The organism is Streptomyces sp. NPDC029526, from assembly GCF_040637405.1.
Taxonomy (GTDB): Bacteria; Actinomycetota; Actinomycetes; order Streptomycetales; family Streptomycetaceae; genus Streptomyces.
In genome coordinates, this window is the sequence record NZ_JBEZWE010000004.1 from 1 (window position 1) to 23,468 (window position 23,468).

Consider the following 23,468-nt stretch of genomic DNA (forward strand, 5'->3'; position numbering starts at 1 on the left):
CCACCCCCCAGGTCATCCCATCGACAGGGGGACACAGTCATGCCGGGCCCGGAGGCCAGCGGCCCTCTTGCAGGACCGCGGAAAACATAACGGGGAGGGGGGAACCGCCTCGTTACGGGTTGAGGCCCTTGCTCCGCAGCCAGGCCAGGGGGTCGATGCCGGAGCCCGAACCCGAGGGGTGGACTTCCAGGTGCAGGTGCGCGCCGGTGGAGTTGCCGGTGGAGCCGACCCGCCCGATGACCTCGCCGGTGGTGACCTTCTGCCCCACGCTGACGCTGATGGAGGACTGGTGGGCGTACCAGATCTCGGTGCCGTCGTCGAGGGTCAGCACCGTCTTGTAGCCGTAGGAGCCGTCCCAGCCGGCGGAGGTGATCGTGCCGGTGTGGACCGCCTTGATCAGCGTCCCGCTGGGGGCGGCGAAGTCCAGGCCGGTGTGCTGGCCGGAGGACCAGTAGGCGCCGGCCTGACCGAAGGTCGAGGTGAGCGTGTACGAGGAGGTCGGCAGCGCGTACTGGGTGGCCAGCTTGGCGAGGCGCTCGGCCTCCGCCTTCTTCGCCGCCTCCTCCTCGGCCTTCTTCTTGGCGGCCGCGGCCTTGGCCTCGGCCTCCTTCTCGGCCTTGGCGGCGGCCTCGGCGGCCTCCTTCTCGGCGGCCTCGGCGGCAGCGGCGGCGGCCTTGGCCTCGGCCTGGTCCTGCTGCTGCTCGACCTGCGCCATGATCCGGCTGCGCAGCGCCTCGCCGGCGCCCTGCTCGGAATCGGCGCCCGCGGTGCCGATGCTGCTGAGCGGGGTCGCGGAACCCTCGGGCGTTTCCTCGTCGGAGATGAGGGAACCCACGTTGGGGAGATCGGGCATGGAGATCGAGACCGGCGGCTTGCCGGTCTGGGCGCTGGCCATGCCGCCGGCGCCGACGGCGGCTATGACACCGACGCCCAGGACGGTGGAGCTGCGGGCGAGTCCTCCGCCGCGCTGCTTGCTGACGCGATGCCGACCGCGCACCGGGCGGACGGACTCCGCGGTGGGGTTCCACTCCTCGAAGGGTCCCTCGTCGGGACGGGCACCGCCGTAGACGAAGGTGTCGCCGTCGCGCTGGCTCGGGATGAGAGGGGCCTCGGGGGCAGACCGGTTCGACGCCACGTGGGCGTACTCCTTTCCTTCCTTCTCCGCCTACCGGGTTAGCTGACGGGTTCGGAGCAGGAAGGTCTCCTACGCGCGTATACCGCCCGTGTCTCCACGGGGGCATCCACGCGATTCACCCCAAGGTGGTGGTTCCCCGGTTCCCTTGCGGGATTCGGCGCGTGCGCACGGAGCCGACTCGTGTGACGGCTGGGACGACCGCGCTGCGTTATCGAACGTTAATAGACCTCGGGGCCGGATTCCAAGCGGTTCCTCTTGATCGTTAACGAATTCCGTACGGACTTACCGGCCACCAGCAGGTGAAACCGGACGAGTTGACTCGCCCTCGAAAGGCCGAGATTTTCTGACGGTACGTCAATTGTTACCCGAGGAAAGCCGTCCGGACACGCGCGGTGACCACAGAGGGTGAGCTTGGGGGAGAGCCCACGCGGTGCTCACGAGGGGACCGTGGGAGGGAGAGCCGCGGGAGGGCGACCGGCCGGAGCCGCACTTGCGCGGCGCACGCCCGGCGGCAGAACGCACCGAGGGCCGGAACCTTGTAGATTCCGGCCCTCGGCCTTCAGTAGCGGGGACAGGATTTGAACCTGCGACCTCTGGGTTATGAGCCCAGCGAGCTACCGAGCTGCTCCACCCCGCGTCGGTATGACACCAGTGTACGGCATGCGCGGAACGCTCCGCACACCCCTTTCTCCGGCCCCTCCCTGCTCACCCGTCACCCGTCACCCGCCCCCTCCGCACCGCACCGTTCCCCCGGGCCTTCCCCGGGCCTTCCCCGAGCCTTCCCCGGGCCGCCCCCAGGGTGTCAGCGGCCGATCAGGTGTGCGTTCGGCGCCTTGGCACGTTCCTCCAGCTCCGGTACGACGACCACCGTGGCACCGCCGGCCGTCAGCACACCGCTGCCGTCGGCGTCCTCGACGAAGGTGCCGGGCTCGCGCCAGGCCGTGACCACCCGTCGCACTCCCGCCTCCAGCAGGAGCCGGGCGCAGGACGCGGGCCGGGAGGCGCGGCGGGCACAGGGCTCCAGGCTGGAGTACACCGTGGCGGTGGCGAGCCGGGGGTCGGTGGGGTCGGCCTTGGCGAGCGCCGCCTCCTCCGCGTGGACCAACGGGTCCCCGCCCTCGCGGGAGTGACCGCGCGCCAGCTCCGTCCCGTCGGCCGCGACCACGACCGCCCCCACGCTGAACGCCGTGTCCGAGGGCGTGCACCGGGCCGCCAGGTCGCAGGCGACGGCGAGCCAGTGGAGGTCGGCGGCGTGGGGGAGCTCGCCGGTTCCGGGCGCGGTGGGCTCGTAGCGCATCAGGACGACGTCACCGATCTGCCGGGTCTCCAGCAGCCGCAGCCGCCCGCCCTGGTAGGAGCCGGGGCCGAAGAGGCGGGGCGCGTCCGGGTCGCCGACGAACAACGGGGCCAGGACCAGCTGGAGTTCGTCGGCGAGGCCCTGGGTGACCAGCTGGGTGTGGATGAGGCCGCCCCCCTCCACCATGAGCCGTCGCACGCCCCGGACGTCGTGCAGGTGCTCCAGCAGGCGCCGCCAGTCCAGCGTGGCGCCGAGCGGCACGATGTCGGTGGCCAGGCCGAGCGTGCGGGCGCGTTCGGCCCCCTCGTCCGTCGTGTACAGGAGCTTGTCACCCCCGGTGTGCCAGAAGCGGGCCGCGGGGTCCAGGTCGCCGGAGCCGCTGACGGTGACCTTCAGCGGGTACTCCGGCAGGCCCTCGGCGACCCGGGCGGCGCGCCGCTCGGGCGAGTTGACCAGCAGCCGCGGGTTGTCGGCCCGCAGGGTGCCCGCGCCGACCAGCACCGCGTCCACCGAGGCCCGCACCTCGTCGACCCGGTCGAAGTCGGCCGGGCTGGACAGCAGGAGCCGCTCGGGTCCGGTGTCGTCCAGGTAGCCGTCGAGGGAGACGGCGGCGGACAGCAGGACGTACGGGTGGGGCATCGGCGGACTCCAAGCGGTGCGGGCCGGCCGGGGGCCGGGAGGGTGCGTGCGCGGCGGCCGGTGACCGGGACGGTGCGGCCCGGGCCAGTGTGGCAACCGGCCGGGCCGCACCGGTCACGGGGCCGAGGGTCAGAGGGCACGGGCAGGGGGCACGGGTCAGGGGTGATCACGGCCCCCGTCGTGAGGACCGGTCACGGGCTCCCGCCGTGAAGCCGGGCCAGTGGCTCTCCTCGTCGAGTCGGCCCACGCGTGGGGACGGACGGTTCACCGGTCGTGCGTCAGGGGCCGCGAGCCACACTCCCCGGCCACACAGCCCGGTCAGGGCCCGGTCAGGGGTCGGTCGGGGCTCGGTCAAAGCGGCGATCCGGGTCGGTCAAAGCTCGATCCGGGGCCGGTCGAAGCTCGATCCGGGCTCGGTCAGGGCTCGATCCGGGCTCGGTCAGGGCTCGATCAGTCCCACCCGGATCGCGTACCGGGTGAGTTCCAGGCGGTCTTTGAGGCCGAGCTTGGACAACAGGTTGGCCCGGTGCCGCTCCACCGTCTTGGGGCTGATGGTGAGCAGGTCGGCGATCTGCTGGGAGGTGTGGCCCTCCGCGACCAGCTTCAGGATCTCCTCCTCCCGGTCCGTGATCGCTTTGGTCGGCACGTTCCGGCTGTCCCGGGTGAGGTCCAGGTAGTTGCGGATCAGGGCGTTGACCGCTCCCGGGTAGAGGAACGGCTCGCCCCGCATGGTGGCGCGGCACGCCTCGACGAGGTCCCGGTCGGCGACGGACTTGAGCACGTAGCCGGACGCCCCGGCTCCGAGCGCCTCGAAGAAGAACTGCTCGTTGTCGTACATGGTCAGGATGAGTATCCGCGTCTCCGGCACCGCGCGGGCCAGCTCGCGGGCCGCCTGGATGCCGGTCAGGCGGGGCATGGCGATGTCGAGGATGGCCAGGTCGGGGCGGTGGGCGCGGGCCTGCTCGACGGCTTCGGCACCGTCGTCCGCCTCGGCGACGACGGTCAGGTCCGGTTCGCCGTCGAGGATCAGACGGACCCCTCGCCGGACCAGCGCGTGGTCGTCGGCGAGGAGGATGCGGGTGGGGGCGGGGGCCTCGTCGGTCATGGTTCAGAGTTTCCGGTCGGGGGCGTCGATCACGGGAGTCCACGTCGGTGCGGGTCCCCGTACGGGGACGGGGACGGCCAGGCGTACCAGGGTGCCGCCGCCGGCGGCCGGGCCCACGCTCAGGTCGGCGCCGATGAGCAGGGCGCGTTCGCGCATGCCGCGGATGCCCGCCCCCTCGGCCGCGTCGACGATGCCGCGCCCGTCGTCGCGGACCAGCAGCTCCACGCCGCCGGGCATGCGCCGCAGGACGATCTCCGCGCGGCGGGCGCGGGCGTGGCGGACGACGTTGGTGAGCCCTTCCTGCGCCACCCGGTAGAGGACCAGCTCGGCCTCGGGGCCCAGGTCGGGCAGGTCCGCGTCGAGCCGGGTCTGGACGCCGAGTCCCTCGCCGCCGAACTCCGTGGCGAACGACTTCAGGGCGCTGGCCAGGCCCAGTTCGTCGAGCACACCGGGGCGCAGCCGGCGGGCGATGCGCCGGATCTCGTCCAGGCTGCTGCGCGTGGTCTCCTGCACCAGGCGCAGCTCGTCGCGCAGTTCGGGCGGGGCGTGGTCGGTGACCCGCTTCAGCTGCAGCAGCACGGCGGTGAGGCTCTGCCCGACCTCGTCGTGCAGCTCCTGGGCGATGCGACGGCGTTCGCCCTCCTGCGCGGACAGGGCGCGGGCACTGCTCGTGGCGCGCTCGTCCTCCAACCGGTCCAGCATCGTGTTGTACGTGCTGATCAGTTCGGCGATCTCCCCGCCCCCGGAGACCTCGGGGCGGCGGCCGGGGCGGAGCAGGTCGGTGGTGGTCATGGCACGGGTGAGGCGGTCCAGCGGGGCGAGGCCGACGCGCAGCAGGAGGGCGTTGGCACCGAGCATGGCGGCGAGTCCCACGGTGAGCACCGCGGCCTCGGTGAGCAGTACCGGAGTGGACACGGTGACCGGGCCGAGCAGCAGGGCGGTGGCGGTGATCAGCACGATCGCGTTCAGCAGGAAGATCCGCCAGAACAGTGGCACCCGTTACCCTCTCCTCGCCCTGCCCACCGCGGGCCGTGTGTCGTAGGCTCCCGGTGACTCCCCCGGCCGAGGGAGCTGGACAGGCCGTCGGACGTCCGACGGAAGCCGCCGCCGGACCACGGACCGGCGGGACACGGGCGCGGGCCGACACGTCCCAGCGTGAGTGCTGTTCCCGCGGTGCGCCATCCGTGACAGTCCCCATTTTCACCCCTCCCGAACCTGTAGGCGACAGCCGGTGTGCAGGGTGCGCCCCCCGGAAGATGAGGGTCGGACCTGATGGTGGACGAGGGCCCGCGCGCGAGACCCTGGAAGCCGAGGGAAAGCCCGGCTTCGCCCCACCCCACCGAAGCGGATGACCACCCGGCCCACGGGCACCCCCAGTGTCGGCCCGATGTCGCGGGCCGGCCCTTCAGCTTGCGCCCGGCGTCGCGGGACCGATGCCCGGCGGTCTCTCAGAGGTGGTGGCCCGGTAGCGCGGGGCTGCCTCCGCTTCGGGAAGGAGGAGACGTGCCCACGTCCGATGACCAGCGCCTCGTCGATCTCGCGGCCCGACTCGAGCGGGACGACCCCCGCTTCGCCCGCTCCCTGTCCAGCGGCCGGCCGGCCCTGCCCCGGGAGTACCGGCGTACACGTGCCTGGTGGGTGCTCGGCATCGGGCTGCTCCTGCTGATCGCGGGCCTGATCGTGCCCGACGGGCTCCTCATCGCGGCGGGCCTGGTGCTCAGCGGCATCGGCGTCCAGCTCTTCGACCCGTACCCGCCGCGCAAGCGCGACGACGGAGTCGGCGGCGGCACCGGGGGCGACGGAGGCGGGCGGTCCGCCCACTGACGGACGAGGCGGGCGGATCGCGTGGTGCACGTGGATCTCGCGGCGCGTGCGCGTGCGGTCCGTCCGTCGCGTGCGGCGCAGGTCGCGCGTGAGGGTTCCGGGTACGAACGCCGTCCTTCCCGGATACGCGATGTGGCCGATGCTTCGACGCGATCCGCCGCACTTTTCTTCGCATATGTGAATGTTTGCCCTGGCGCATCCCGATATGGGGTGCGCTAAAATTTTTGCCAAGCGCTTACGCTCCGTTGAGCCGCGTTCCGCTCGTTCGTCGAGCGTTGAGCGCGTTCCTCCGGAAGCGCCGGGTTGTCGGCGCCGGGGGCAGTGGGTGCGGGGCCGGTCGTCGTCGACCGGCGCTGTCCGGTCGGTCGACGGCCGGCTGACGACGTTCGGTGGACGACCGGCCACGCCGGTGAGACATGGGCAGGGGGGCATGACATGGGTCGAGTGATCCCCATACGTGTCGACAACGCCGCCCGCGACCGTCTCCCCGATACCGGCAGCGCCGCCCGCCACCGCACCGGCCGCGCACGGCGCTGACCCTCGTCACCCGCACCGCGGCGCCGGCCCCTACGGGTCGCCCCGGACGCTTCCCTCACCGCTCCCGCCTCCCGCACCCACCCGGCACCGCGACAGCGACCAGCGCACCGAAGCTCCTCGATCGAGCCGACCCCGCGAACGGGCCCCGGCCCGTCCGCGCTCCCTCCGCGCGCCGCACACCCGTGACGCCCCGCCCCGTGACGCCCCGTCCGACCGCCCACCCGCCCACGACCGGCAGGACCGGCCGCCGCCGCCCAGGCAGGCGACCGGCGCCGCCCCGGGCCGAGACGCCGCCACCGCATCCACCCCACGGAGGACAGACGCCCGTGCACAACACCACGGCCATGCTCATCGAACTAGGCGCGATCATCCTCGCCCTCGGCCTGCTGGGCCGTCTCGCCGGCCGGGTCGGCTTCTCGCCGATACCCCTCTACCTGCTCGCCGGACTGGCCTTCGGCCACGGCGGCATCCTGCCCCTGCAGGCCAGCGAGGAGTTCGTCGCCACCGGTGCGGAGATCGGCGTCATCCTGCTGCTGCTCATGCTCGGCCTGGAGTACAGCGCCTCCGACCTCGTCACCACGCTCAAGACGCAGTACCCCTCCGGCGCGGTCGACTTCGTGCTCAACGCCGCGCCCGGCGCCGTCGCCGCCCTGATCCTCGGCTGGGGCCCGGTGGGCGCCATCGCCCTGGCCGGGGTCACGTGGATCTCGTCCTCGGGTGTCATCGCCAAGGTGCTCGGCGACCTCGGCAGGGTCGGCAACCGGGAGACCCCGGTGGTGCTCGGCGTCCTGGTCCTCGAAGACCTCGCCATGGCCGTCTACCTGCCCATCCTCACCGCCCTGCTGGCCGGGGTGAGCCTCGCGGGCGGCAGCCTCACCCTGCTGATCTCCCTGGGCACCGTCGGCGCCGTCCTCTACATCGCCCTGCGGCACGGGCGGCTCGTCAGCCGGGCCGTCTCCTCCGACAACCCGGAGATGCTGCTGCTGGTGGTGCTCGGGCTGACGCTGCTGGTCGCCGGGGTCGCACAGCACCTCCAGGTCTCGGCCGCGGTCGGCGCCTTCCTCGTCGGCATCGCGCTGTCCAAGGAGGTCGCCGACGGCGCGCACAACCTGCTGTCCCCGCTGCGGGACCTGTTCGCCGCCGTGTTCTTCGTCTTCTTCGGCCTGCACACGGACCCGTCGAACATCCCCCACGTCCTGGTCCCGGCGCTGGCCCTGGCCGTCGTCACCGTCTTCACGAAGATCGGCACAGGGTACTGGGCGGCCCGCCGCGCGGGCGTCTCGGTGGCCGGCCGCTGGCGGGCCGGCGGCACGCTGGTGGCACGCGGCGAGTTCTCCATCGTCATCGCCGGGCTCGCCGTCGGCACCGAGCCGCGCATCGGCCCGCTGGCCACGGCGTACGTACTGATCCTGGTCGTCGTCGGCCCGCTCGCCGCCCGCTGGACCGAGCCGCTGGCCCGCCGACTCACCCGGCGGCCCCCGGGCGGTCCGCAGGGCACCGACACGCCGGCCGAGCAGACGGCACCGGTCCACGCCGGTGGGTGACCGGCCACCGCAGGACCAGCAGCCGCACACCCACGAACGGCACCGGCGCACGCCGGTGGGCGGCCGGCCACCGCAGGACCGGTGGGCGCACGCCTTCAGCCACCGGCCGGCACGCGGCCCCCGTCGTCGGCCGGGCGGTGGAAAAATCCGACCGGGACGCACGTCCCGCCCGTCCGGGCGGCCGGCCACCCACGCGTGGCCGGCACCGGCCGGGACCCGTACCGGAAGGGGAGCGCCGGCATGGTCGAGTGGGTGACGCTGCACACCGGACCGCGACCGGTGCCCCGCCCGGTGGCGACCCCGCTGGTGTGGGCCGGGGCCTTCGCAGGTGCGCCGCTGCTGGTGGCGCTGGTGAACACGCTGTCCGGACCCCACGGTCACGGCCCCGCCCTGGCCGCCCTGTCCCTGCTCGCCGCGGTCCTCGGCGGGTGCGCCCGGTTCGCCGCGGCACCGGGGACGGCGCTGCTGTGCTGGCTGTTCCTCAACGGCTTCGGCATACCGCCGGCGGGCACCCTCAGCTGGGCCGGTCCCCGTGACACCGTCTGGCTGGGCTGCCTGCTGGGCGCCGCCCTGGTCGGCACGACCGTCTCGCGGCTCGCCCACGCCCGCGCGGCGTACCACCGGCTGACCGCGACGGCCGGGTGGGACGACCCGGGCCACGGACGGCTCCGCTGACGGCACCCGCCCGGGTCCGGTCCCGGGCCGCACGAGGGCGTGGCTGAACCGGCCCCGGGCAGGGCCGAGCCGATTCCCGGCGCGGGCAGAGCAGGGGCGTGGTCACACCGGGCCCCGGCAAACCGCTCCCGGCACTTCTGCCGCGGGCGGGCGCCCTCACTCGTTCGGTCCAGCCCCTGTGGTCGGCGGCGCCGTCCGGGCGGAGGGTCGGAGGGGCCGACGGGTGGTGGCCCCACCACCGCGCCACGAGAAACGGGGTGCGTTCCATGACCGCACAGCCACACTCCGGCCCCTCCGAGGGCGGCTACCGCCCCCCGGTGTCCCCGCAAGGCGCCGCCTGGGCGGCCGGCGGCGCGACGTTCGCCGGGGTCCTGCTCCTGCTGAACGGCGTCCTGGCCATGTTCCAGGGCATCGCCGCCATCGTCGAGGACGACGTGTACGCCCGGATCGGCGACTACGTCTACAAGGTCAGCCTCATCGGCTGGGGGTGGATCCTCCTCGTCCTCGGCGTCGTCGCCGCCGTCGTCGGCTGGGGGATCCTCTCCGGTCGCGAGTGGGCCAGGGCGACGGGCATCGCGCTCGCGTCACTGAGCCTGGTGGCGCAGTTCCTGTTCCTGCCGTACGCACCCGTCTGGTCGGTGATCATGATGGCGATCAACCTCTTCGTCATCTGGTCCCTGGCGAACGCCGTCCCCGGCAGCGCGCCCCCGGAGTGACCCGCGCGCCCCCGGGCAAGACCTCCACGCCCCACCCACGGGCGCATGTCCCATCCACGAGCGCACGCCGCACCCACGGGCGCACGCCCCGTCCACGAGCCCACCCACCCACGCCCCGCGCGACCAGTCCCGACCGCGGGCACCCTCCGCCACTGCACGCCCCACGACCGGGCGCCTCGCCCACACCCGCGCGACCTCCGGCCACGATCCCCACGCCCCACCGACGATCCGTCAACACCCTCGGCGTCACCACAAGGCGGACCCCATGCGGCGCTACCCTCCCATCGCCGACCACGGGCTGGTGGGCGACCTCCAGACCGCGGCGCTGATCTCCTCCGACGGCGTCGTCGACTGGTGGTGCGCCCCCCGCTTCGACTCGCCCAGCCTCTTCGCCGCCCTGCTCGACCACGACCGGGGCGGCCACTTCGCCGTCACCGTGGACGGCCCGGACGTGACGACCCGGCAGCTGTACCTGGCCGACACGGCCGTCCTCGTCACCCGCTTCCTCACCCCGGACGGCGTCGGTGAGGTCGTCGACTTCATGCCCGTCGAACAGCCGGAGACCGCGACGGACCGCCACCGCCTGATCCGCGTGCTGCGGGTGACCCGCGGCCGGGTGCGCTTCCGCCTCACCTGCCGCCCCCGCTTCGACTACGCCCGCGCCCCGCACCGCCTCCACCTGCGCGCCGGCTCGTCGAGCGCGCACTTCGCAGGCCCCGGCACCGACGCCCACCTCCAGTGCCTCGGCCCCGTCGCCCTGGAACGCGACGGCGACAGCGACAGCGACGGCGACGACGTCCGGGCCACCGTGGACCTGGCCCAGGGCGAACGGGCCGCCGCCCTCCTCACCGTCTGCGCCGCCGGATCCGCGGCCCCCGCCCCGCCCACCCCGGAGTCCGTCCGCGCCGACTTCGACGCCACCTGGGCCTTCTGGCACCGCTGGATCCGCCGCAGCCGCTACCGGGGCCGCTGGCAGGAGACCGTCAACCGCTCGGCCATCACCCTCAAACTCCTCACCTACGCGCCCACCGGGGCCCCGGTCGCCGCGGCCACCGCCGGCCTGCCCGAACAGCTCGGCGGCGAACGGAACTGGGACTACCGCTACACCTGGGTACGCGACGCCTCCCTCTCCGTGCACGCCCTGCTCGGCCTCGGCTTCACCGAGGAGGCCCGCGCCTTCCGCGACTGGCTCGGCGACCGCCTCACCCAGGACCACACCGTCACCGGTGAGCCCCTGCAGATCATGTACCGGGTCGACGGGGACCCCCACCTCACCGAGGAGACCCTGGACCACCTGGAGGGCTACCGCGGCTCGGCCCCCGTCCGCATCGGCAACGGTGCCGCCGGCCAGCTCCAGCTCGACATCTACGGCGAGGCCGTACACGCCCTCTCACAGGCCCGGGACCCGGTCCACCGGGCGGGTTACGACAGCTGGCTCGCGCTGTCCGGCGTCCTGGACTGGCTCACCGGACACTGGGACCGCCCCGACGAGGGCATCTGGGAGACCCGCGGTGGGCGCAGGGACTTCACCTACAGCCGCCTGATGTGCTGGGCCGCCTTCGACCACGGCATCCGGCTCGCCCGCGACCTCTCCCGGCCCGCCGACGTCGACGCCTGGACGACCGCCCGCGACGCCGTCTTCCACCAGATCATGGAGCGCGGCTGGAGCCCGACGCGGCGGGCGTTCGTCCAGCACTACGACACCGACGTCCTCGACGCCTCCCTGCTGCTGATGCCCGCCGTCGGCTTCGTCGCCCCGCGCGACCCGCGCTGGCTGTCCACCCTCGACGCCATGGAGGCCGAACTCGTCTCCGACAGCCTCGTCTACCGCTACGACCCCGCCGCCTCCCCCGACGGCCTGCGCGGCGACGAGGGCACCTTCTCGCTGTGCAGCTTCCTCTACGTCGACGCCCTGGCCCGCGCGGGCCGCCCCGGCCAGGCCCGGTACGCCTTCGACAAGATGCTCACCTACGCCAACCACGTCGGCCTCTTCGCGGAGGAGATCGGTCCCACAGGGGAGCAACTGGGCAACTTCCCCCAGGCGTTCACCCACCTCGCCCTCATCACCGCCGCCCTGGCCCTCGACGAGGAGCTGGACCGGGCGGAGTCGTGAACCCGGACGGTCGGACGACGAGGCCGGACCCGAAGACGGCGGGCCCCCGGGGGGCGTGCCCGAGGACGGCGGGCCCTCAGAAGGGCAGACCCGAGGACGCCGGGCCCGCCCCCGGGGCGTGCCGGGCGGCGCGCTCACCCGTGGGCGCGCGCCGTGAGATACGGGTCCCGGCGCAGCACCTCACGGCTGCCGAGCAGGGTGCCCACGGCCAGCCCGACAGCGGGGAGCACCAGCGCCGCCCCGGCCCACAACGGCCCAGGCAGGGCGTCCGCCACCGAGATCGGCAGCCCGAGCACCCCGCTCAGCGGACCGGCCAGGGCCACCGAGAGAGCCGTACCGGCGAACGCGCCGGCCACCCCGGCCACCCCACCGGACAGCAGCGCCTCACCCCACAGGATCCGCCGCAGCTCCGGCCGGCCGGACCCGAGGATCCGCAGCACGGCGAACTCCCCGAGCCGGGCCCGCGCACTGTCCGCCGCCCGGACCGCGCCGAGCCCCAGCGCGGCCAGGGCCAGCACCAGCACCCCGGCGCGCACCGCGAGGTCCGCCGCGCCGAACAGCCCGGGCAGCCGGCGCACCCGGTCCGACACCGGGGACGCCGAGAACCCCTCGGCACGCAGGGCCGCGGCGACCGCCGCCACCCGGTCCCGGTGCTCGGCCACCACGACGGCCGACCGGGCCCCCTCCTTCGCCCGGTAGGTCTCGGCGTCCAGCCCGGCCCGCGCGGCGGCCAGCAGGGCGGCGGTGTCCTCCGACAGGTAGGCGACGTCCGGACCGTCGACCTGCCACGCCGGGTCGTACAGCGCGGCGACCCGCAGCTCGATCACGGCGGTGGTACCGGACCCGTCGCCGGTGGCTCTGGTGTGCCCGAAGGCGACGGTCCGCCCGAGCAGCGGGCCGAAGTCGGTTCCCTGGGCCCGGGCCGGGAGCACGACGTCCCGCGGCCCGAGCACCGCGGGCACGGTCCCCGCGGTGACCGGCACGTCGTCGCCGGGGGTGAGCGTGCGGCTGGTCAGGTCGTACGTCCCCTCCTCCTCGGCGTAGAGCACGGCGGGATAGTCGGCGACCACCTGGCGGACGCCCGCCACCTCCCCGGCCTCCCGCAACGCGGCGGTGGTGAGCGGCCGGACCGAGGAGTCGCCCTCGAAGGAGGACAGCTCGATCTGCGTCAGGCCCCCGGAGCCCAGCACATCCCGCTCGACGGCGCCCGACGCACCGCCCGCCACCCCGGCGGCCAGGGTCAGCAGCGCGGCGAGCACGGTGAGCGTGGGCACCACCCGGCGCAACGACCGGCGGTCCCGCCGCCAGGTGTGAAGACTCCACAGGCTCACGCGAGTTCCCCTTCCCGGGTACCGGCCTCCGACAGGACACCGCCGTCGAGCACGTACCGCCTCTCGCAGGCCCCGGTGACGGCCGCGTCGTGCGTCACCACGACGACGGCGGCACCCCCCTCCGCGCACGAACGCAGGGCTCCGAGCACGGCGTTCGCGGCCGCCGGGTCGAGCCCGGACGTCGGCTCGTCCGCGAGCACCAGCACCGGCTGCTTCACCGCGGCCCGGGCCACGGCGACGCGCTGCCGCTGCCCCCCGGACAGCTCGGTGACCGGCGCGTCGGCCCACTCCCCCATGCCGAGCCCGCCGAGCAGATCCCGGGCCACATCACGGTGCCGGGCCAGCCGGGGCCCGAAGGCGGCGGCGACGTTCTCCCAGGCGTTCAGGAACGGCAGCAACCCCAGGTCCTGCAGCACGATCCCGATCGACCGCCGCCGCAGCACGTCCCGCTCCCCGGCCGACAGCGCCCGGGTGTCGGTGCCGCCGATGTGCAGAGTCCCGTCGTCCGGGGAGAGGATCAGACCGAGGACGGCGAGCAGCGTGCTCTTGCCCGCCCCCGAGGGCCCCTGAACGGCGGCCACGCTCCCCGCCCGGAGCACGAGGTCGGCACGGCGCAGCCCTCCCCCGGAGGGGTAGGAGAAGGCCAGCCCTTCGGCCACGACGGCGGGGGGAGACGCGGTGTTCATGGGGTGGGTGTCCATGGGGTGGATGTCCATGGGTGGGTGTCCTTCGGGTGGGGGACGGGACCGGCGCGGGACCGTGCCGGCGGTGAGGGCTTCGGGCGTGTGTGCCGCTCGCCGGGCAGACGCCCGGCTCAGGCCAGGAGGTAGTAGGCGGCCCGGGTGGCCTCGGCGGTGGCCGTGCCTCCGGGAGTCGGGGCGTAGAGGTCCGGGTGCGCGGCATCCCTGTGCCGTTCCAGGAGGCGGGGAATCTCCTCCCACAGGGCCTGCGGCACCGTCTGCTCGGAGGCGAGCGCCGCCTGGACCGCGGCGGAGGCCGACACCAGCTCCCCCTCGCGCAGCAGCTCGCGTGTCTGGGACACCAGATCGGTGCCCCGGGTGAGCCGTTCGGCCTGGGCGGCACATCCCGCGTCGGCGAGCACCGTGACCACGCGCAGGGACCGGGGGGACAGGGTCCGGGAACCGGCGTCGGGGAGTCCGACCGCGGTGCGCGGGCACCCCAGGGCGAACTCGGCGCGGACCGCCATGGCGCCGTACCAGCCACGCTCGTTCGCGGCCGTCAAACGGGCCGGTACCTTCCGCCCCGCGGCTTCCCGCCGCCCCCGCTCGTCCTGCGGTCCGCAGGCCAGGTCCAGCCGGTGGCACGTCATGGCGAGCGGCACCCGGTCCGACGGATCGAGCCGGGGGTCGGAACCCAGTTCCTTCAGCCGCTTCGTCAACCAGTCCGGAACGTCGCCCTGTCGGGCAGCCGCGGTGAGGGCGCGCGCCGCGTGATAGGTGGCGGTGAGTGTGCCCATCTGGGCCGGCGACTTGGCGACCAGCCCGTCCGGCCGGACGTCCGCCAGGGAGGGCGGCGGCACGGGGGACGCGGCAGCACCGGAGGAGCCTCGTGGGGCGGAGGACGACGCCGGGCCCAGAGCGAGGGCCCGCCGGACCAGCCAGCGGGTCTGGGTGTCACGGTCGCCGAGCGCCGACCGCAGACACGTGCGAGCCGGTTCCGTCACCCGGCCCCGCAGCAGGGCCGACGCGGCCCGGTCCAGGGGCTCGGCCTCATCGCAGTCCTCCTCCAGGACCGCGTCGACGTCCCGCAGAACCCGTGTGGCGCGGGCCTTCACCCCCGCTTCCCGCAATGCCTCGATCGCGTACAGCACCGGCACGGGCTCGGTCGCGCGGGCGGCGTCCGCCGCGAGGCGGGTGAGAGCTTCACGAGGGACGTCGTCGTCCCGGTCCAGACACGTCAACGTCTGGAGGAAAGCGGCCCGGGAGGCGAGGGACGTCGCGGGGTCATCCCCGTCCTGCTCCGGATGACGCAGGTAGTCGAGGGCCTCGCGCTCCGCCTTCTCCCTGATCCCGGCCCGCTGCAGTACCGTCGCGGCCCCGGACGCGGACGCACCGTTCGCCCCGCCCACCGACAGGCACACGTAGTGCGCGCGCCAGGCGGGGGTGTCCAGGGCATCCGTCCGCGCGAGGTCCGCCAGGGCATCCGGACGCACCCGCGGTACGGGCTCACCGCCCCCCTGACGCGCGGCCAGGCCGGCCTCCAGGCGTCCGTACGCGGTGGGATACAGCGCCGGGTCCCGGCCGACGTCGGCGCGTGTGGACCGCACCAGGTCGTTCTCCCCGCGCAGGGCGTCGAGTTGTTCGGCGAGCTGCCCACCAGGACGGCCGGGCCGCTCCACGGGTTCGCCCCCGAGGAGCGTGACGCCCACGGTGACGGCGGCCACCGCCACGACGGCGGCCACCACGGGCCCGCGCGCCCGGGGCCCCTCTCGGCCGGGACGGTTCCTCTTGCGGTTGGTCAGCACCACGACAGCCGGGATCAGTCGTTGGCGCAGGCGGAGGCGAACGCCTTGACGCCGGCCTTGAAGGCTCCGCCGTCCGAGCACGTGGTGATGCTCGTGTTGAGCGACCCTCCGGGGTCCGCGATACCGCTGATGTCGGCGATCCAGGTGTTCTTGTTCGTCCAGCTGACCCGACGCGTGTCCTCGCTCACGTAGGTACCGCTGGGGCTCAGGGACAAGGTGGCCTGCCAGCCGTTGGCCTTCACGGTGGCCGTGTTCGTGATCTTGCTGACCCGGTATCGCGTCGATCCCTTCACGGTCTTGGTCGACGTCTTGAAGGAGCACTTGTCGGCGTAGACGTTGCAGTGCCAGGCATTCACCTGGATCTTGGCGCCGGTACCAGGCAGCGAGGTCGTCCCCGTGTCCGAGACGGCCACGGTCGCACCGGCCGCCCCCACGACCAGGCAACCGGCGAACCCGGTCGCCAGCAGAGCCTTCTTCACTTGTTCTCTCCCCTGCTCATGGCGCGCCTCAAGAGCCCACCGGCCGACCTGCGAGGCCCCGAAAGCTATATGTCCCAGTTAATCGGGTACATGGCTGAAAGTCGCACATGCGCAGGCGTGCAGAAAGCATTGGTCACGAGCCACCACGTCACCCGGCTCCGGCCGCTCCAGCACCTTTCCGTCGTTCCGGCGGCCCCTTCCAGCCACCCGAGGACCCACCGCATTCACTCCTGCGCGCGACGCTGCACTGCGCCGAACGTGACGGCCGGGCCGGAGCAGTTGCTCCTGGGAAGGGCGGGACTCCCGGGATTAGTATGAAAGTTGGTGCGGCAGCGCACTCGGTAGACGAGGTCGACCACGGGGGACGACAGCAGTGGCTTGGGACGAGTGGGAACAGATCAAGGCCGAGGTCGCCGAGCGGCAGGGCAGCTCCGTGCAGCTCAACGGCACCGGAAACAACGGGGGCGCCGCGCCCGATCTGAGGACGAACACCCAGGGCAAGGGCGGAGCGGTCAAGGCACTGATCGACACGATCCTTCCTGGTCTCGACAAGGTCGCCATCCACGCCGACGAGGACACCGACGCCGCCGAGCGGGAGTTCGCGGGGTGGGCGACGGGCGCCGGGCTCAAGGACGCGCACGCGGAGTGGGCCCTTCAGGTCAGGAGTCTCAAGGCGCGGCTGGCCCGGGACCAGGCGGATCTCACCAGGACGCGGCGGGACTTCCAGTACGTCGAGCACGAGGTGGAGAGCTCCCTGCGGCGCATCAGTACGCCCGGCCCGGACCCGCTCCGCAACGCCTGATACCGCCTCCCACGGTCGTCGGGGCCACAGGCCGACCCGGCGCCGGAACCAAGGAAGTACGCATGCTCACCTACCAGGACGTCATCACCATCCGGCTCGGTCCGCTGACCACGGCGGCCCGTTCCTGGACCAAGATGGCCGACGGCTTCGACGACCTCGGCGAGGCGTACGGCTCCTCGGTCCAGGCCGTGGCCTCGGACGGCCAGTGGGTCGGCATGAGCGCCGACGCCGCCAAGAAGCGTTTCACCGCGACCAGGAAGCAGTTCAGTGCCGCCGCGGTCGAGGCCAGGGCGGTCGCCTCCATCCTTCGGGACATCCACGCACAGTTCACCGAGCGCATCCAGGCCGTGAAGAACCTGGTGGAGGAGGCCAAGAAAGCCGACATCCACATCGACACCAAAGGCAGAGCCCACGTCGACACGAGCAAGCAGCCGGCCGTCGGCGCCGCCCGGGGCGGCCCCCTGGGGGACGCCACGCAGCGGGCCCTGACGGAGGCCAGTTGGACCGCCGCCATCGCGGCGGCCGTGCAGGCCGTCGACGACGCCGATCAGGGTGCGAAGCTGGCCCTGCGGGACGCGGCCGGAATCAAGAGCCTCGTCGAGGAGATGGTCGACGCCATCAGCGGCACCCAGCACGACTTCAACGCCGACGCGGTCGGCGACATCGAGACCGTGGAGGCGCGCGAGGCCCAGAAGTACGCGGACGAGATCCTCGCCGGCGAGAAGCCCTCCGATCCCGAGGAATGGGCGCGGCTGATGCGGGACAACGCCGGCGACGAGGGGTTCAGCCGCACCGTCCTCAACCATCTGGGCCCCGAGGGCACCATCAAGCTGACGAACCAGCTCAACACCTTCGCCTACGACTCCGACACCGGCAACAGGCAGCACTACCTGGGATCCGAGCGCGGACTCGCCAACGCGCTGGCCACGGCGACGCAGGACCCGACGTCCCGGTTCTACAAGGACTTCCACGCCGGCCTGAAGGAAGCCGGGATGAAGCGGTACGACTGGCAGGGCGAGAAGGTCCGGGGATACCAGTCCCTGGTGACGCTGATGCAGCACGGCGAGGGCTACTCGGACCGGTTCCTGCACGACCTCGGCGACGATCTCATCGCTGCCGAGAAGGCCGACAAGGGCAAGGACGACTGGGACCTCCCCAAGCGTTTCGTCGGGCCCCGGGACGAGTGGTTCGCCAACGATCCGCTGGACGGGCTCCTCGGCGTGATGAGCAAGGACCCGGAGGCCGCGGCGTCCTTCCTCGACCCCCAGTCCGACCCGCACCCGGACAACGGCAAGAAGGACGGCAACGACCGGCTCGAGTACCTGCTCCGGAAACGGGACTGGGACATCGTCGACGGCCACCCCACCATGCGCAGCCCGGCCGGCACCGACAGCATCATGGGGGACGCCCTGCGGCAGTACGACATCGAGGACGCACAGACCAGGGCCGGTCTCGGCGCGGCACTGATCGCGGGTACCACGGGCATCGACCCGAACCGTGCGGACGGCGGTTACGTCGAGCACTCCGACGCCAACAACCGCGTCTTCAAGGACTCCCTGAAGCACCTGGCCGCGGAGGGCAACGACTTCCCGCCCAGCCTGCGTACCCCCATGGCCGTGATCATGGGAAACCACGGGGACGCGGTCCACGACACGACGAGCGCCCAGAGCAACGCCAACAGCCCCCTGAGCCGCACCGACGTCCTCGAGGTGGCGAAGCAGGTCTCCCGCGACCGGTTCTCCTACCTGACGCTGCAGGACTCCATCAACCGCGAGATCGTCCACGACATCAACACGCGGGAGGGAGGGGCGGAGTGGAGCTGGAGAGCGGCCGGGCACACCATCGGCTTCCTGGAGGAGGCCCGCTATCAGGGCCTGGCCGTGGACGCCGACGACGCGAAGAGCAAGGCGACCTGGGAGGCGAAGATGGACTATCACACCTGGGGCGGGGTGGTGAACTTCGTCCCCTACGCGGGCGATGCAGCGCAGCGGGGTGTGGACGTCCTGACCTCCAAGTGGCTCGAGGACGAGACGAACCGCATCAACGCAGGGTTGACCCACGCGAACCGGGAAGCCGCAATCGATCAGGAGAACCGCGTGCTGGCCCTGGCAAAACTGTGGAAGGCGGCGAACCCGGACGACGACGTTTCAGAGGACACCATGCTCTCGAGGATCAACGGCACGGTGAATGACGGCGGCGACACAGCTGATGACCTGGCAGGTGAGGGGTAGTGAACCGCCGACTCCTCAGTGTCCTCGGCGCTGCCGCTCTCCTCGTCACCGCGTGCTCCGGCGACGAGCCGGGACGCGACTACTCGCTCCCTCGGCAGATGTGCGGCATCAGGACCGACACGTCCGACCTCAGGCCGCTGCTCCCCGACGGCAAGAGCGCCAGGTATGCGCAGAACCAGACCACCGACTACAGCTACCACCTCTGCCGGATGATCGTCGACGACGAGGTGGCGCTCAAGCTGCGGATCCTGCGCGACACCGGGTTCAGCGCCGAGGCGGAGGAGGCCGCGTACAACGACCTCAAGAACTACCGCCCCATCTCGATGACCGGCAGTGTCGAGGTGACCAGTGCGGGCGTGGCTGACGACGGCGGAAAAGTCTGGCTGCCGTGCAGGCCACTGCCCGGTCATCCACAGGAAGCCGTGCCCGACCAGCCATACACCCATCTGGTGCTCAGCATCCAACTCCTGAGCGACGTCGAGGGCAAGGACGCCCTGGCCCGGCGCCACGCCGACATCGAGTCGTTCATGCGGTCCTACCTCCCGGGACTGCGCAAGACGTGGTGCGTGCCCGAAGGCTGATCGACCCGCCGGATCGCGGTTATTGACCGCGGCCCCGCTCTCCCTGGTGGGAGGGCGGGGCCGCTTCGCCGTATCCGGCTCTACTCGGGCGGTCGGTTGTGGGCCGCCAGGGTGGCCTTGTCCGTCGAGGAGTCCAGCAGGCGCAGTTCCCATGGGCCGGTGTTCACGTCGAAGTCCTTGCCGAATCCGACCCACTTGCCGGCCATGCGCCGGCCTGTGGGCTCGGCGAGCATCTGGATGGCGCCGAAGTACCGGGCGCCCCGGTAGTAGCCCTCGCCAGCCGTCTGCTCCGTCCAGGTGCCGGTGACCGTGCCTCCCTCGATCTGGAGGTCGAGGGTGAGCGGGCTGTCCGGGTGCAGGGAGGCACCGGGCAAGCTGCGCCCGGTGAGCCGGTTGCCGTGCTGGAGCAGGACGACATGGTGCTTGCCGGTGAGGACCTGGTTCCCGCGCCCGCTCGAGACGTACTCGTAGGCGCTGAGCCAGACCCCCGAGTAGTTCCCCCGGGGGGCCGCGGCCTGGGCGGTGGGTGCGCCGTCCGCCACGGGGACTCCGAGGGGCGAGTCCTGGAGGTCGTGGCCGCCATGCCCATCGTCGGCGATCCGGGCGACAGTGGGCGCGGGGAAGCCCAGGGACTCGATGGGCAGCCCTGTGACGGCCTCCAGGGCGCGCGCGTACACGGGCCGGGGCGCGGTGGTGGTGCCGGATTCCCAGCGCTGTACGAGGCGCTTGGAGGCGTCGTTGGGGGCGCCCGCCAGGTCGCCGGCCTGGCGGATCGCGCGAGCGAAGTCGCCCTGCGACATGAGCAGGCCCATACGGACCGCTCGGAGGGTTCCGTTCGGAGTGGCCATGTCGTCGACGGTAGACCCACCCGGCACGGAACGACACCGAAATGACGCCCCGCACGTCGCCGGTATGACGCCCCCGGTGTCGTCGCGGATCCCGAGCTGTGGGGACCGCCATCGGACGAGACACTCGTCTCCGTGGCGGCGAAGTGCCAGCACGCGCCCGAGTGCACGATCCGGCCGATGCCGAAGCCCGAACCTCCTGTCGGGTAACCCCGTAGCCTGAGCGCGGAGGTGGCTATGTCCGAGTGGATCGACCCGCGGTACGCGGAGCTGGCGGCGGCGTGGAAGCGCGCGCAGCAGCCGGAGTCCCGCAACCCGCAGGAACCGCGGCCCGTGCGAGGGTTCGTCCTTCCTCGCGATCCCTGACACGCGTTCAGGCTGAAGTCTGCGGCCCCGGCCGACGTTCACCCGTCGTCGACCGGGGCCGCTTCACGTACTGGTCGCCCCGCACTTCGGGCGAGCATCGGACGGGCAAACGATCACCGAGACGTCACCCAGAGAGGGGCAAGCTCCAACTTCCGGCTTCCGCCGCAGGTCGGACAGCTTCTGCCCGGTAGGCCCTGTGGGACTCGAACCCACAACCAATGGATTAAAAGTCCACTGCTCTGCCAATTGAGCTAAGGGCCCTTGGCGATGTTGCCTCCCCGAGCATAGCGGGACGTGACCGCCTCTCCGATCGGGTATTGCCCCCGGCGGGGCGTGAGATGTGCCGCGGGAAAGCGGAGGGCCCGCGCGACCGAAGTCGTGCGGGCCCTCACGGGTTCAGCTCGGTGGGGCGGGTCAGCCGTTGCGCTTCCAGCGCGGCTTGTCCTCGCGGCGGCCGAAGCTGCCGCCGCCGCGGTGGTCGTCACGACGGCCGTGCGGGCGGTCGTGGCCGCTGGAGCGGTAACCGGGGCGGTCGCCCTGGCGGTCGCGGTTGAACGGGCGGTCGCTGCCGCGGTGGCCGCCACGGTCGTCACGGCGGAAGCCGCCACGGTCGCCGCGGTCACGGTCACGGTCGCGGTTGAAGCCGCCGCGGTCGTCACGGCGCTCGAAGGAACGGCCACCGCGGTCGCGGTCGCGGTCACGGTCGAAGGACCGGGCAGGGCGGTCGTCACGGCGGAAACCGCCGCGCTCGCCACGGTCGCCCCGGTCGTCACGGCGGAAGCCGCCACGGTCGCCGTCCCGGCGGTCGTACGAACGGCCGCCACGGTCACCGCGGTCGCCCCGGTCGTCACGGCGGAAGCCGCCACGGTCGCCCCGGTCACGGTCACGGTCGCGGTTGAAGCCGCCCCGGTCGTCGCGGCGCTTGAAGGAACGGCCACCCCGGTCACCGCGGTCGTCGCGGCGGAAGCCGCCACGGTCGCCGTCCCGGCGGTCGTCACGGCGCTCGCGCCGCTCGTACGGGGCGGACGATTCGGTGCGCTCGCCGCGCTCGACGTCCCGCGCGGTCGGCTGCTCCGGCAGGACCACTGCGGCCTCGGCCTCGGCCTGGGCCTGGGCGGCGGCCTCGGCCACGGCGACGGCCGGGTCCTCGCCCCGCTCCCGGGCGGCCCGCGCCAGCAGCCGGTCGGACTCCTCGCGCAGCTCGGTAGCACGCCGCTGGGCCCGCTCCAGCTCCTTGGTGAGCTGGGCGACCTCGCGCTCGGCCTGCTGGGCCGCGTTGCCGGCGGACTCCGCCTGCACCTCGGTCATGGACCGGGCGCCGGTGATCTCGGCGACGTCCGGGTCGAAGGCGGCGCCGCCCTGGATGATGTGGCGCGTGGCGTCGACGCCCGCGTCCTCCATCAGCCGGAAGATCTGGCGCCGCTGGTGCGGCAGGGAGAGGGAGACGACGGTGCCGGTCCGGCCCGCACGCGCGGTGCGGCCCGCACGGTGCAGGTAGTCCTTGTGGTCGCCGGCCGGGTCGACGTTCAGGACGAGGTCGATGCCGTCGACGTGGATGCCGCGGGCCGCGACGTCCGTGGCGACCAGGACGTTGACGTACCCGTCCTTGAAGTCGGCCAGGGTCCGGGTCCGCGCGCCCTGCGTCATGCCGCCGTGCAGGGCGTCCGCTTTCACGCCCGCCTCGCGCAGCTGGTCGGCTACGCGGTCGGCGCCCAGCTGGGTGCGGACGAAGATGATGGTGCGGCCCTTGCGGGACGCGATGGCCGCGGTGACCGGTGCCTTGTCCTTGGGCTTCACGACGAGGATGTGGTGCGACATGGTCGTCACCGCGCCCTGCGCCGCGTCGACCTCGTGGGACACCGGGTCCTTGAGGTAGCGGTCGACGAGGGTCTTGATCTCGTTCTCCATGGTCGCGGAGAACAGCATCCGCTGGCCGCCCGCGGGCACCTGGTCGAGGAGCTCGGTGACCTCGGGCAGGAAGCCCAGGTCGGACATCTGATCGGCCTCGTCGAGGACGGCGATCTGCACGTTCTCCAGGGAGCACGCGCCGCGGTTGATGATGTCGCGCAGGCGGCCCGGGGTGGCGACCAGGATGTCGACGCCGCGTTCCAGGGCGTAGATCTGGTTGCCCATCGAGGTGCCGCCGCAGACGACCTTCATGCGCAGGTTGAGCACGTCGCCGTACGGCTGGAGCGCGTCGGCGACCTGCATCGCCAGTTCACGCGTCGGCGTCAGGATGACGGCGCGCGGCTTGTGCTTCTCGGTGCGGCCGCCGGTCAGGGTGGCCAGCGTCGGCAGGCCGAAGGAGAGGGTCTTGCCGGAACCGGTGCGGCCCCGGCCGAGGATGTCCTTGCCGGCCAGGGCGTCCGGGATGGTCGCGGCCTGGATGGGGAAGGGGCTGGTCACGCCGTTCTGGGCGAGCTTGCGCACGACGCCCTCGGGGAGGCCGAGATCCGCGAAGGTGATCTCGGGGGCCTCGTCGGCGGAGTCGGTGGTGTCGTCGGTGCCGGTGACCGCGTCGGTGTCGGTGCCGGTGTCCTCGACGGTCGCGAGGGTGTCGAGGGTGTCGAGGTCCACGACGCTCTCGGCGTTCTCGGGCACGACGACGTGATCAGTACTGGCGATGGGCATACGAATGCGAAACCTTCCGGAGTCTCTTCGGCACGCGCCCGTCAACTCCGTGATTCGCTGCTTCGCAAATTACGACCGCCTCGATGCGGTCCACCACGGCAAAGGAGAGTACGCGCCACACGGCGCGCTCTG

Annotated in this window: 19 protein-coding genes, 2 tRNA genes and 1 riboswitch; of the genes, 9 read left to right on the forward strand and 12 right to left on the reverse strand. The window is 72.7% G+C overall.

Translation table 11 applies throughout. From position 1 onward, the window contains the following. Nucleotides 1–112: 112 nt before the first annotated feature. The 5 genes from AB0F01_RS12850 to AB0F01_RS12870 form a co-directional block, all read right to left on the reverse strand. The gene (locus AB0F01_RS12850; RefSeq protein WP_362093605.1) at nt 113–1,135 is read right to left on the reverse strand and encodes a M23 family metallopeptidase; all 1,023 of its coding nucleotides are present in this window, start codon (nt 1,133–1,135) and stop codon (nt 113–115) included. Nucleotides 1,136–1,147: 12 nt separating this feature from the next. After that, nucleotides 1,148–1,305, reverse strand: a riboswitch (cyclic di-AMP (ydaO/yuaA leader). Nucleotides 1,306–1,698: 393 nt separating this feature from the next. Beyond that, a tRNA-Met gene (locus AB0F01_RS12855) sits at nt 1,699–1,772 on the reverse strand. 165 nt (nt 1,773–1,937) lie between these two features. Next, nucleotides 1,938–3,071 carry a dihydrofolate reductase family protein gene (locus AB0F01_RS12860; protein WP_362093608.1) on the reverse strand — a complete coding sequence of 378 codons (1,134 nt, stop codon included), beginning with the start codon at nt 3,069–3,071 and terminating at the stop codon, nt 1,938–1,940. A gap of 439 nt (nt 3,072–3,510) precedes the next feature. Continuing rightward, nucleotides 3,511–4,176: a response regulator transcription factor gene (locus AB0F01_RS12865; RefSeq protein ID WP_362093611.1), complete on the reverse strand. Its 666-nt coding sequence runs from the start codon at nt 4,174–4,176 to the stop codon at nt 3,511–3,513. Between the two features lie 3 nt (nt 4,177–4,179). After that, nucleotides 4,180–5,172, reverse strand: coding sequence for a HAMP domain-containing sensor histidine kinase (locus AB0F01_RS12870; protein WP_362093614.1), 993 nt, complete (start codon nt 5,170–5,172; stop codon nt 4,180–4,182). Nucleotides 5,173–5,679: 507 nt separating this feature from the next. Between AB0F01_RS12870 and AB0F01_RS12875 the strand changes: the two genes are divergently transcribed. The 5 genes from AB0F01_RS12875 (at nt 5,680) to AB0F01_RS12895 (ending at nt 11,585) form a co-directional block, all read left to right on the forward strand. Continuing rightward, nucleotides 5,680–6,000 (forward strand): DUF3040 domain-containing protein, encoded by a 321-nt coding sequence (locus AB0F01_RS12875; RefSeq protein ID WP_362093617.1) that lies wholly within the window; start codon nt 5,680–5,682, stop codon nt 5,998–6,000. Nucleotides 6,001–6,863: 863 nt separating this feature from the next. After that, the gene (locus AB0F01_RS12880) at nt 6,864–8,081 is read left to right on the forward strand and encodes a cation:proton antiporter (RefSeq protein WP_362093619.1); all 1,218 of its coding nucleotides are present in this window, start codon (nt 6,864–6,866) and stop codon (nt 8,079–8,081) included. A 240-nt stretch (nt 8,082–8,321) separates the two neighbouring features. Continuing rightward, nucleotides 8,322–8,756 (forward strand): hypothetical protein, encoded by a 435-nt coding sequence (locus tag AB0F01_RS12885; RefSeq protein ID WP_362093621.1) that lies wholly within the window; start codon nt 8,322–8,324, stop codon nt 8,754–8,756. 266 nt (nt 8,757–9,022) lie between these two features. Next, nucleotides 9,023–9,472 (forward strand): hypothetical protein, encoded by a 450-nt coding sequence (locus AB0F01_RS12890; protein ID WP_362093623.1) that lies wholly within the window; start codon nt 9,023–9,025, stop codon nt 9,470–9,472. A gap of 265 nt (nt 9,473–9,737) precedes the next feature. Then, nucleotides 9,738–11,585: a glycoside hydrolase family 15 protein gene (locus tag AB0F01_RS12895; RefSeq protein WP_362093625.1), complete on the forward strand. Its 1,848-nt coding sequence runs from the start codon at nt 9,738–9,740 to the stop codon at nt 11,583–11,585. A 134-nt stretch (nt 11,586–11,719) separates the two neighbouring features. Here AB0F01_RS12895 and AB0F01_RS12900 read toward each other — a convergent pair whose 3' ends face one another. The 4 genes from AB0F01_RS12900 to AB0F01_RS12915 all read right to left on the reverse strand — a co-directional run bounded on the left by AB0F01_RS12900 (nt 11,720) and on the right by AB0F01_RS12915 (nt 15,880). Further along, a complete protein-coding gene (locus AB0F01_RS12900; RefSeq protein WP_362093627.1) occupies nt 11,720–12,916 on the reverse strand; it encodes an FtsX-like permease family protein in 1,197 nt (398 codons plus the stop codon). Then, nucleotides 12,913–13,632, reverse strand: coding sequence for an ATP-binding cassette domain-containing protein (locus AB0F01_RS12905; protein WP_362093629.1), 720 nt, complete (start codon nt 13,630–13,632; stop codon nt 12,913–12,915). The genes AB0F01_RS12900 and AB0F01_RS12905 overlap by 4 nt, the downstream gene beginning before the upstream one ends. Before the next feature lie 98 nt (nt 13,633–13,730). Continuing rightward, nucleotides 13,731–15,404 carry a hypothetical protein gene (locus AB0F01_RS12910; protein WP_362093631.1) on the reverse strand — a complete coding sequence of 558 codons (1,674 nt, stop codon included), beginning with the start codon at nt 15,402–15,404 and terminating at the stop codon, nt 13,731–13,733. 11 nt (nt 15,405–15,415) lie between these two features. After that, the gene (locus tag AB0F01_RS12915; RefSeq protein WP_362093634.1) at nt 15,416–15,880 is read right to left on the reverse strand and encodes a hypothetical protein; all 465 of its coding nucleotides are present in this window, start codon (nt 15,878–15,880) and stop codon (nt 15,416–15,418) included. 373 nt (nt 15,881–16,253) lie between these two features. Between AB0F01_RS12915 and AB0F01_RS12920 the strand changes: the two genes are divergently transcribed. From AB0F01_RS12920 to AB0F01_RS12930, 3 genes are all read left to right on the forward strand, one after another. Next, nucleotides 16,254–16,682 carry a hypothetical protein gene (locus tag AB0F01_RS12920; RefSeq protein WP_362093637.1) on the forward strand — a complete coding sequence of 143 codons (429 nt, stop codon included), beginning with the start codon at nt 16,254–16,256 and terminating at the stop codon, nt 16,680–16,682. A 62-nt stretch (nt 16,683–16,744) separates the two neighbouring features. Further along, on the forward strand, nt 16,745–18,913 hold the full coding sequence (locus AB0F01_RS12925) for a DUF6571 family protein (RefSeq protein WP_362093640.1): 2,169 nt from the start codon (nt 16,745–16,747) through the stop codon (nt 18,911–18,913). Beyond that, on the forward strand, nt 18,913–19,494 hold the full coding sequence (locus tag AB0F01_RS12930) for a hypothetical protein (protein ID WP_362093642.1): 582 nt from the start codon (nt 18,913–18,915) through the stop codon (nt 19,492–19,494). The genes AB0F01_RS12925 and AB0F01_RS12930 overlap by 1 nt, the downstream gene beginning before the upstream one ends. Nucleotides 19,495–19,574: 80 nt before the next feature. On the opposite strand, the gene AB0F01_RS12935 is transcribed toward AB0F01_RS12930, so the two are convergent. After that, on the reverse strand, nt 19,575–20,342 hold the full coding sequence (locus tag AB0F01_RS12935) for an XRE family transcriptional regulator (protein WP_362093644.1): 768 nt from the start codon (nt 20,340–20,342) through the stop codon (nt 19,575–19,577). 234 nt (nt 20,343–20,576) lie between these two features. Between AB0F01_RS12935 and AB0F01_RS12940 the strand changes: the two genes are divergently transcribed. Then, on the forward strand, nt 20,577–20,705 hold the full coding sequence (locus tag AB0F01_RS12940; RefSeq protein WP_362093647.1) for a hypothetical protein: 129 nt from the start codon (nt 20,577–20,579) through the stop codon (nt 20,703–20,705). 188 nt (nt 20,706–20,893) lie between these two features. Here AB0F01_RS12940 and AB0F01_RS12945 read toward each other — a convergent pair. Next, nucleotides 20,894–20,966, reverse strand: a tRNA-Lys gene (locus AB0F01_RS12945). 153 nt (nt 20,967–21,119) lie between these two features. Continuing rightward, nucleotides 21,120–23,336, reverse strand: a complete 2,217-nt coding sequence (locus tag AB0F01_RS12950) for a DEAD/DEAH box helicase (protein ID WP_362093650.1) — start codon at nt 23,334–23,336, stop codon at nt 21,120–21,122. Between the last annotated feature and the right edge of the window lie 132 nt (nt 23,337–23,468).

Bases quoted from the DNA above. Each gene is read 5' to 3' on its own strand.
- AB0F01_RS12925 (WP_362093640.1), top strand. From the start codon at position 16,745: ATGCTCACCTACCAGGACGTCATCACCATCCGGCTCGGTCCGCTGACC.
- AB0F01_RS12940 (WP_362093647.1), top strand. From the start codon at position 20,577: ATGTCCGAGTGGATCGACCCGCGGTACGCGGAGCTGGCGGCGGCGTGG.
- AB0F01_RS12890 (WP_362093623.1), top strand. From the start codon at position 9,023: ATGACCGCACAGCCACACTCCGGCCCCTCCGAGGGCGGCTACCGCCCC.
- AB0F01_RS12935 (WP_362093644.1), bottom strand. From the start codon at position 20,342: ATGGCCACTCCGAACGGAACCCTCCGAGCGGTCCGTATGGGCCTGCTC.
- AB0F01_RS12895 (WP_362093625.1), top strand. From the start codon at position 9,738: ATGCGGCGCTACCCTCCCATCGCCGACCACGGGCTGGTGGGCGACCTC.
- AB0F01_RS12865 (WP_362093611.1), bottom strand. From the start codon at position 4,176: ATGACCGACGAGGCCCCCGCCCCCACCCGCATCCTCCTCGCCGACGAC.
- AB0F01_RS12860 (WP_362093608.1), bottom strand. From the start codon at position 3,071: ATGCCCCACCCGTACGTCCTGCTGTCCGCCGCCGTCTCCCTCGACGGC.
- AB0F01_RS12905 (WP_362093629.1), bottom strand. From the start codon at position 13,632: ATGGACATCCACCCCATGGACACCCACCCCATGAACACCGCGTCTCCC.
- AB0F01_RS12885 (WP_362093621.1), top strand. From the start codon at position 8,322: ATGGTCGAGTGGGTGACGCTGCACACCGGACCGCGACCGGTGCCCCGC.
- AB0F01_RS12950 (WP_362093650.1), bottom strand. From the start codon at position 23,336: ATGCCCATCGCCAGTACTGATCACGTCGTCGTGCCCGAGAACGCCGAG.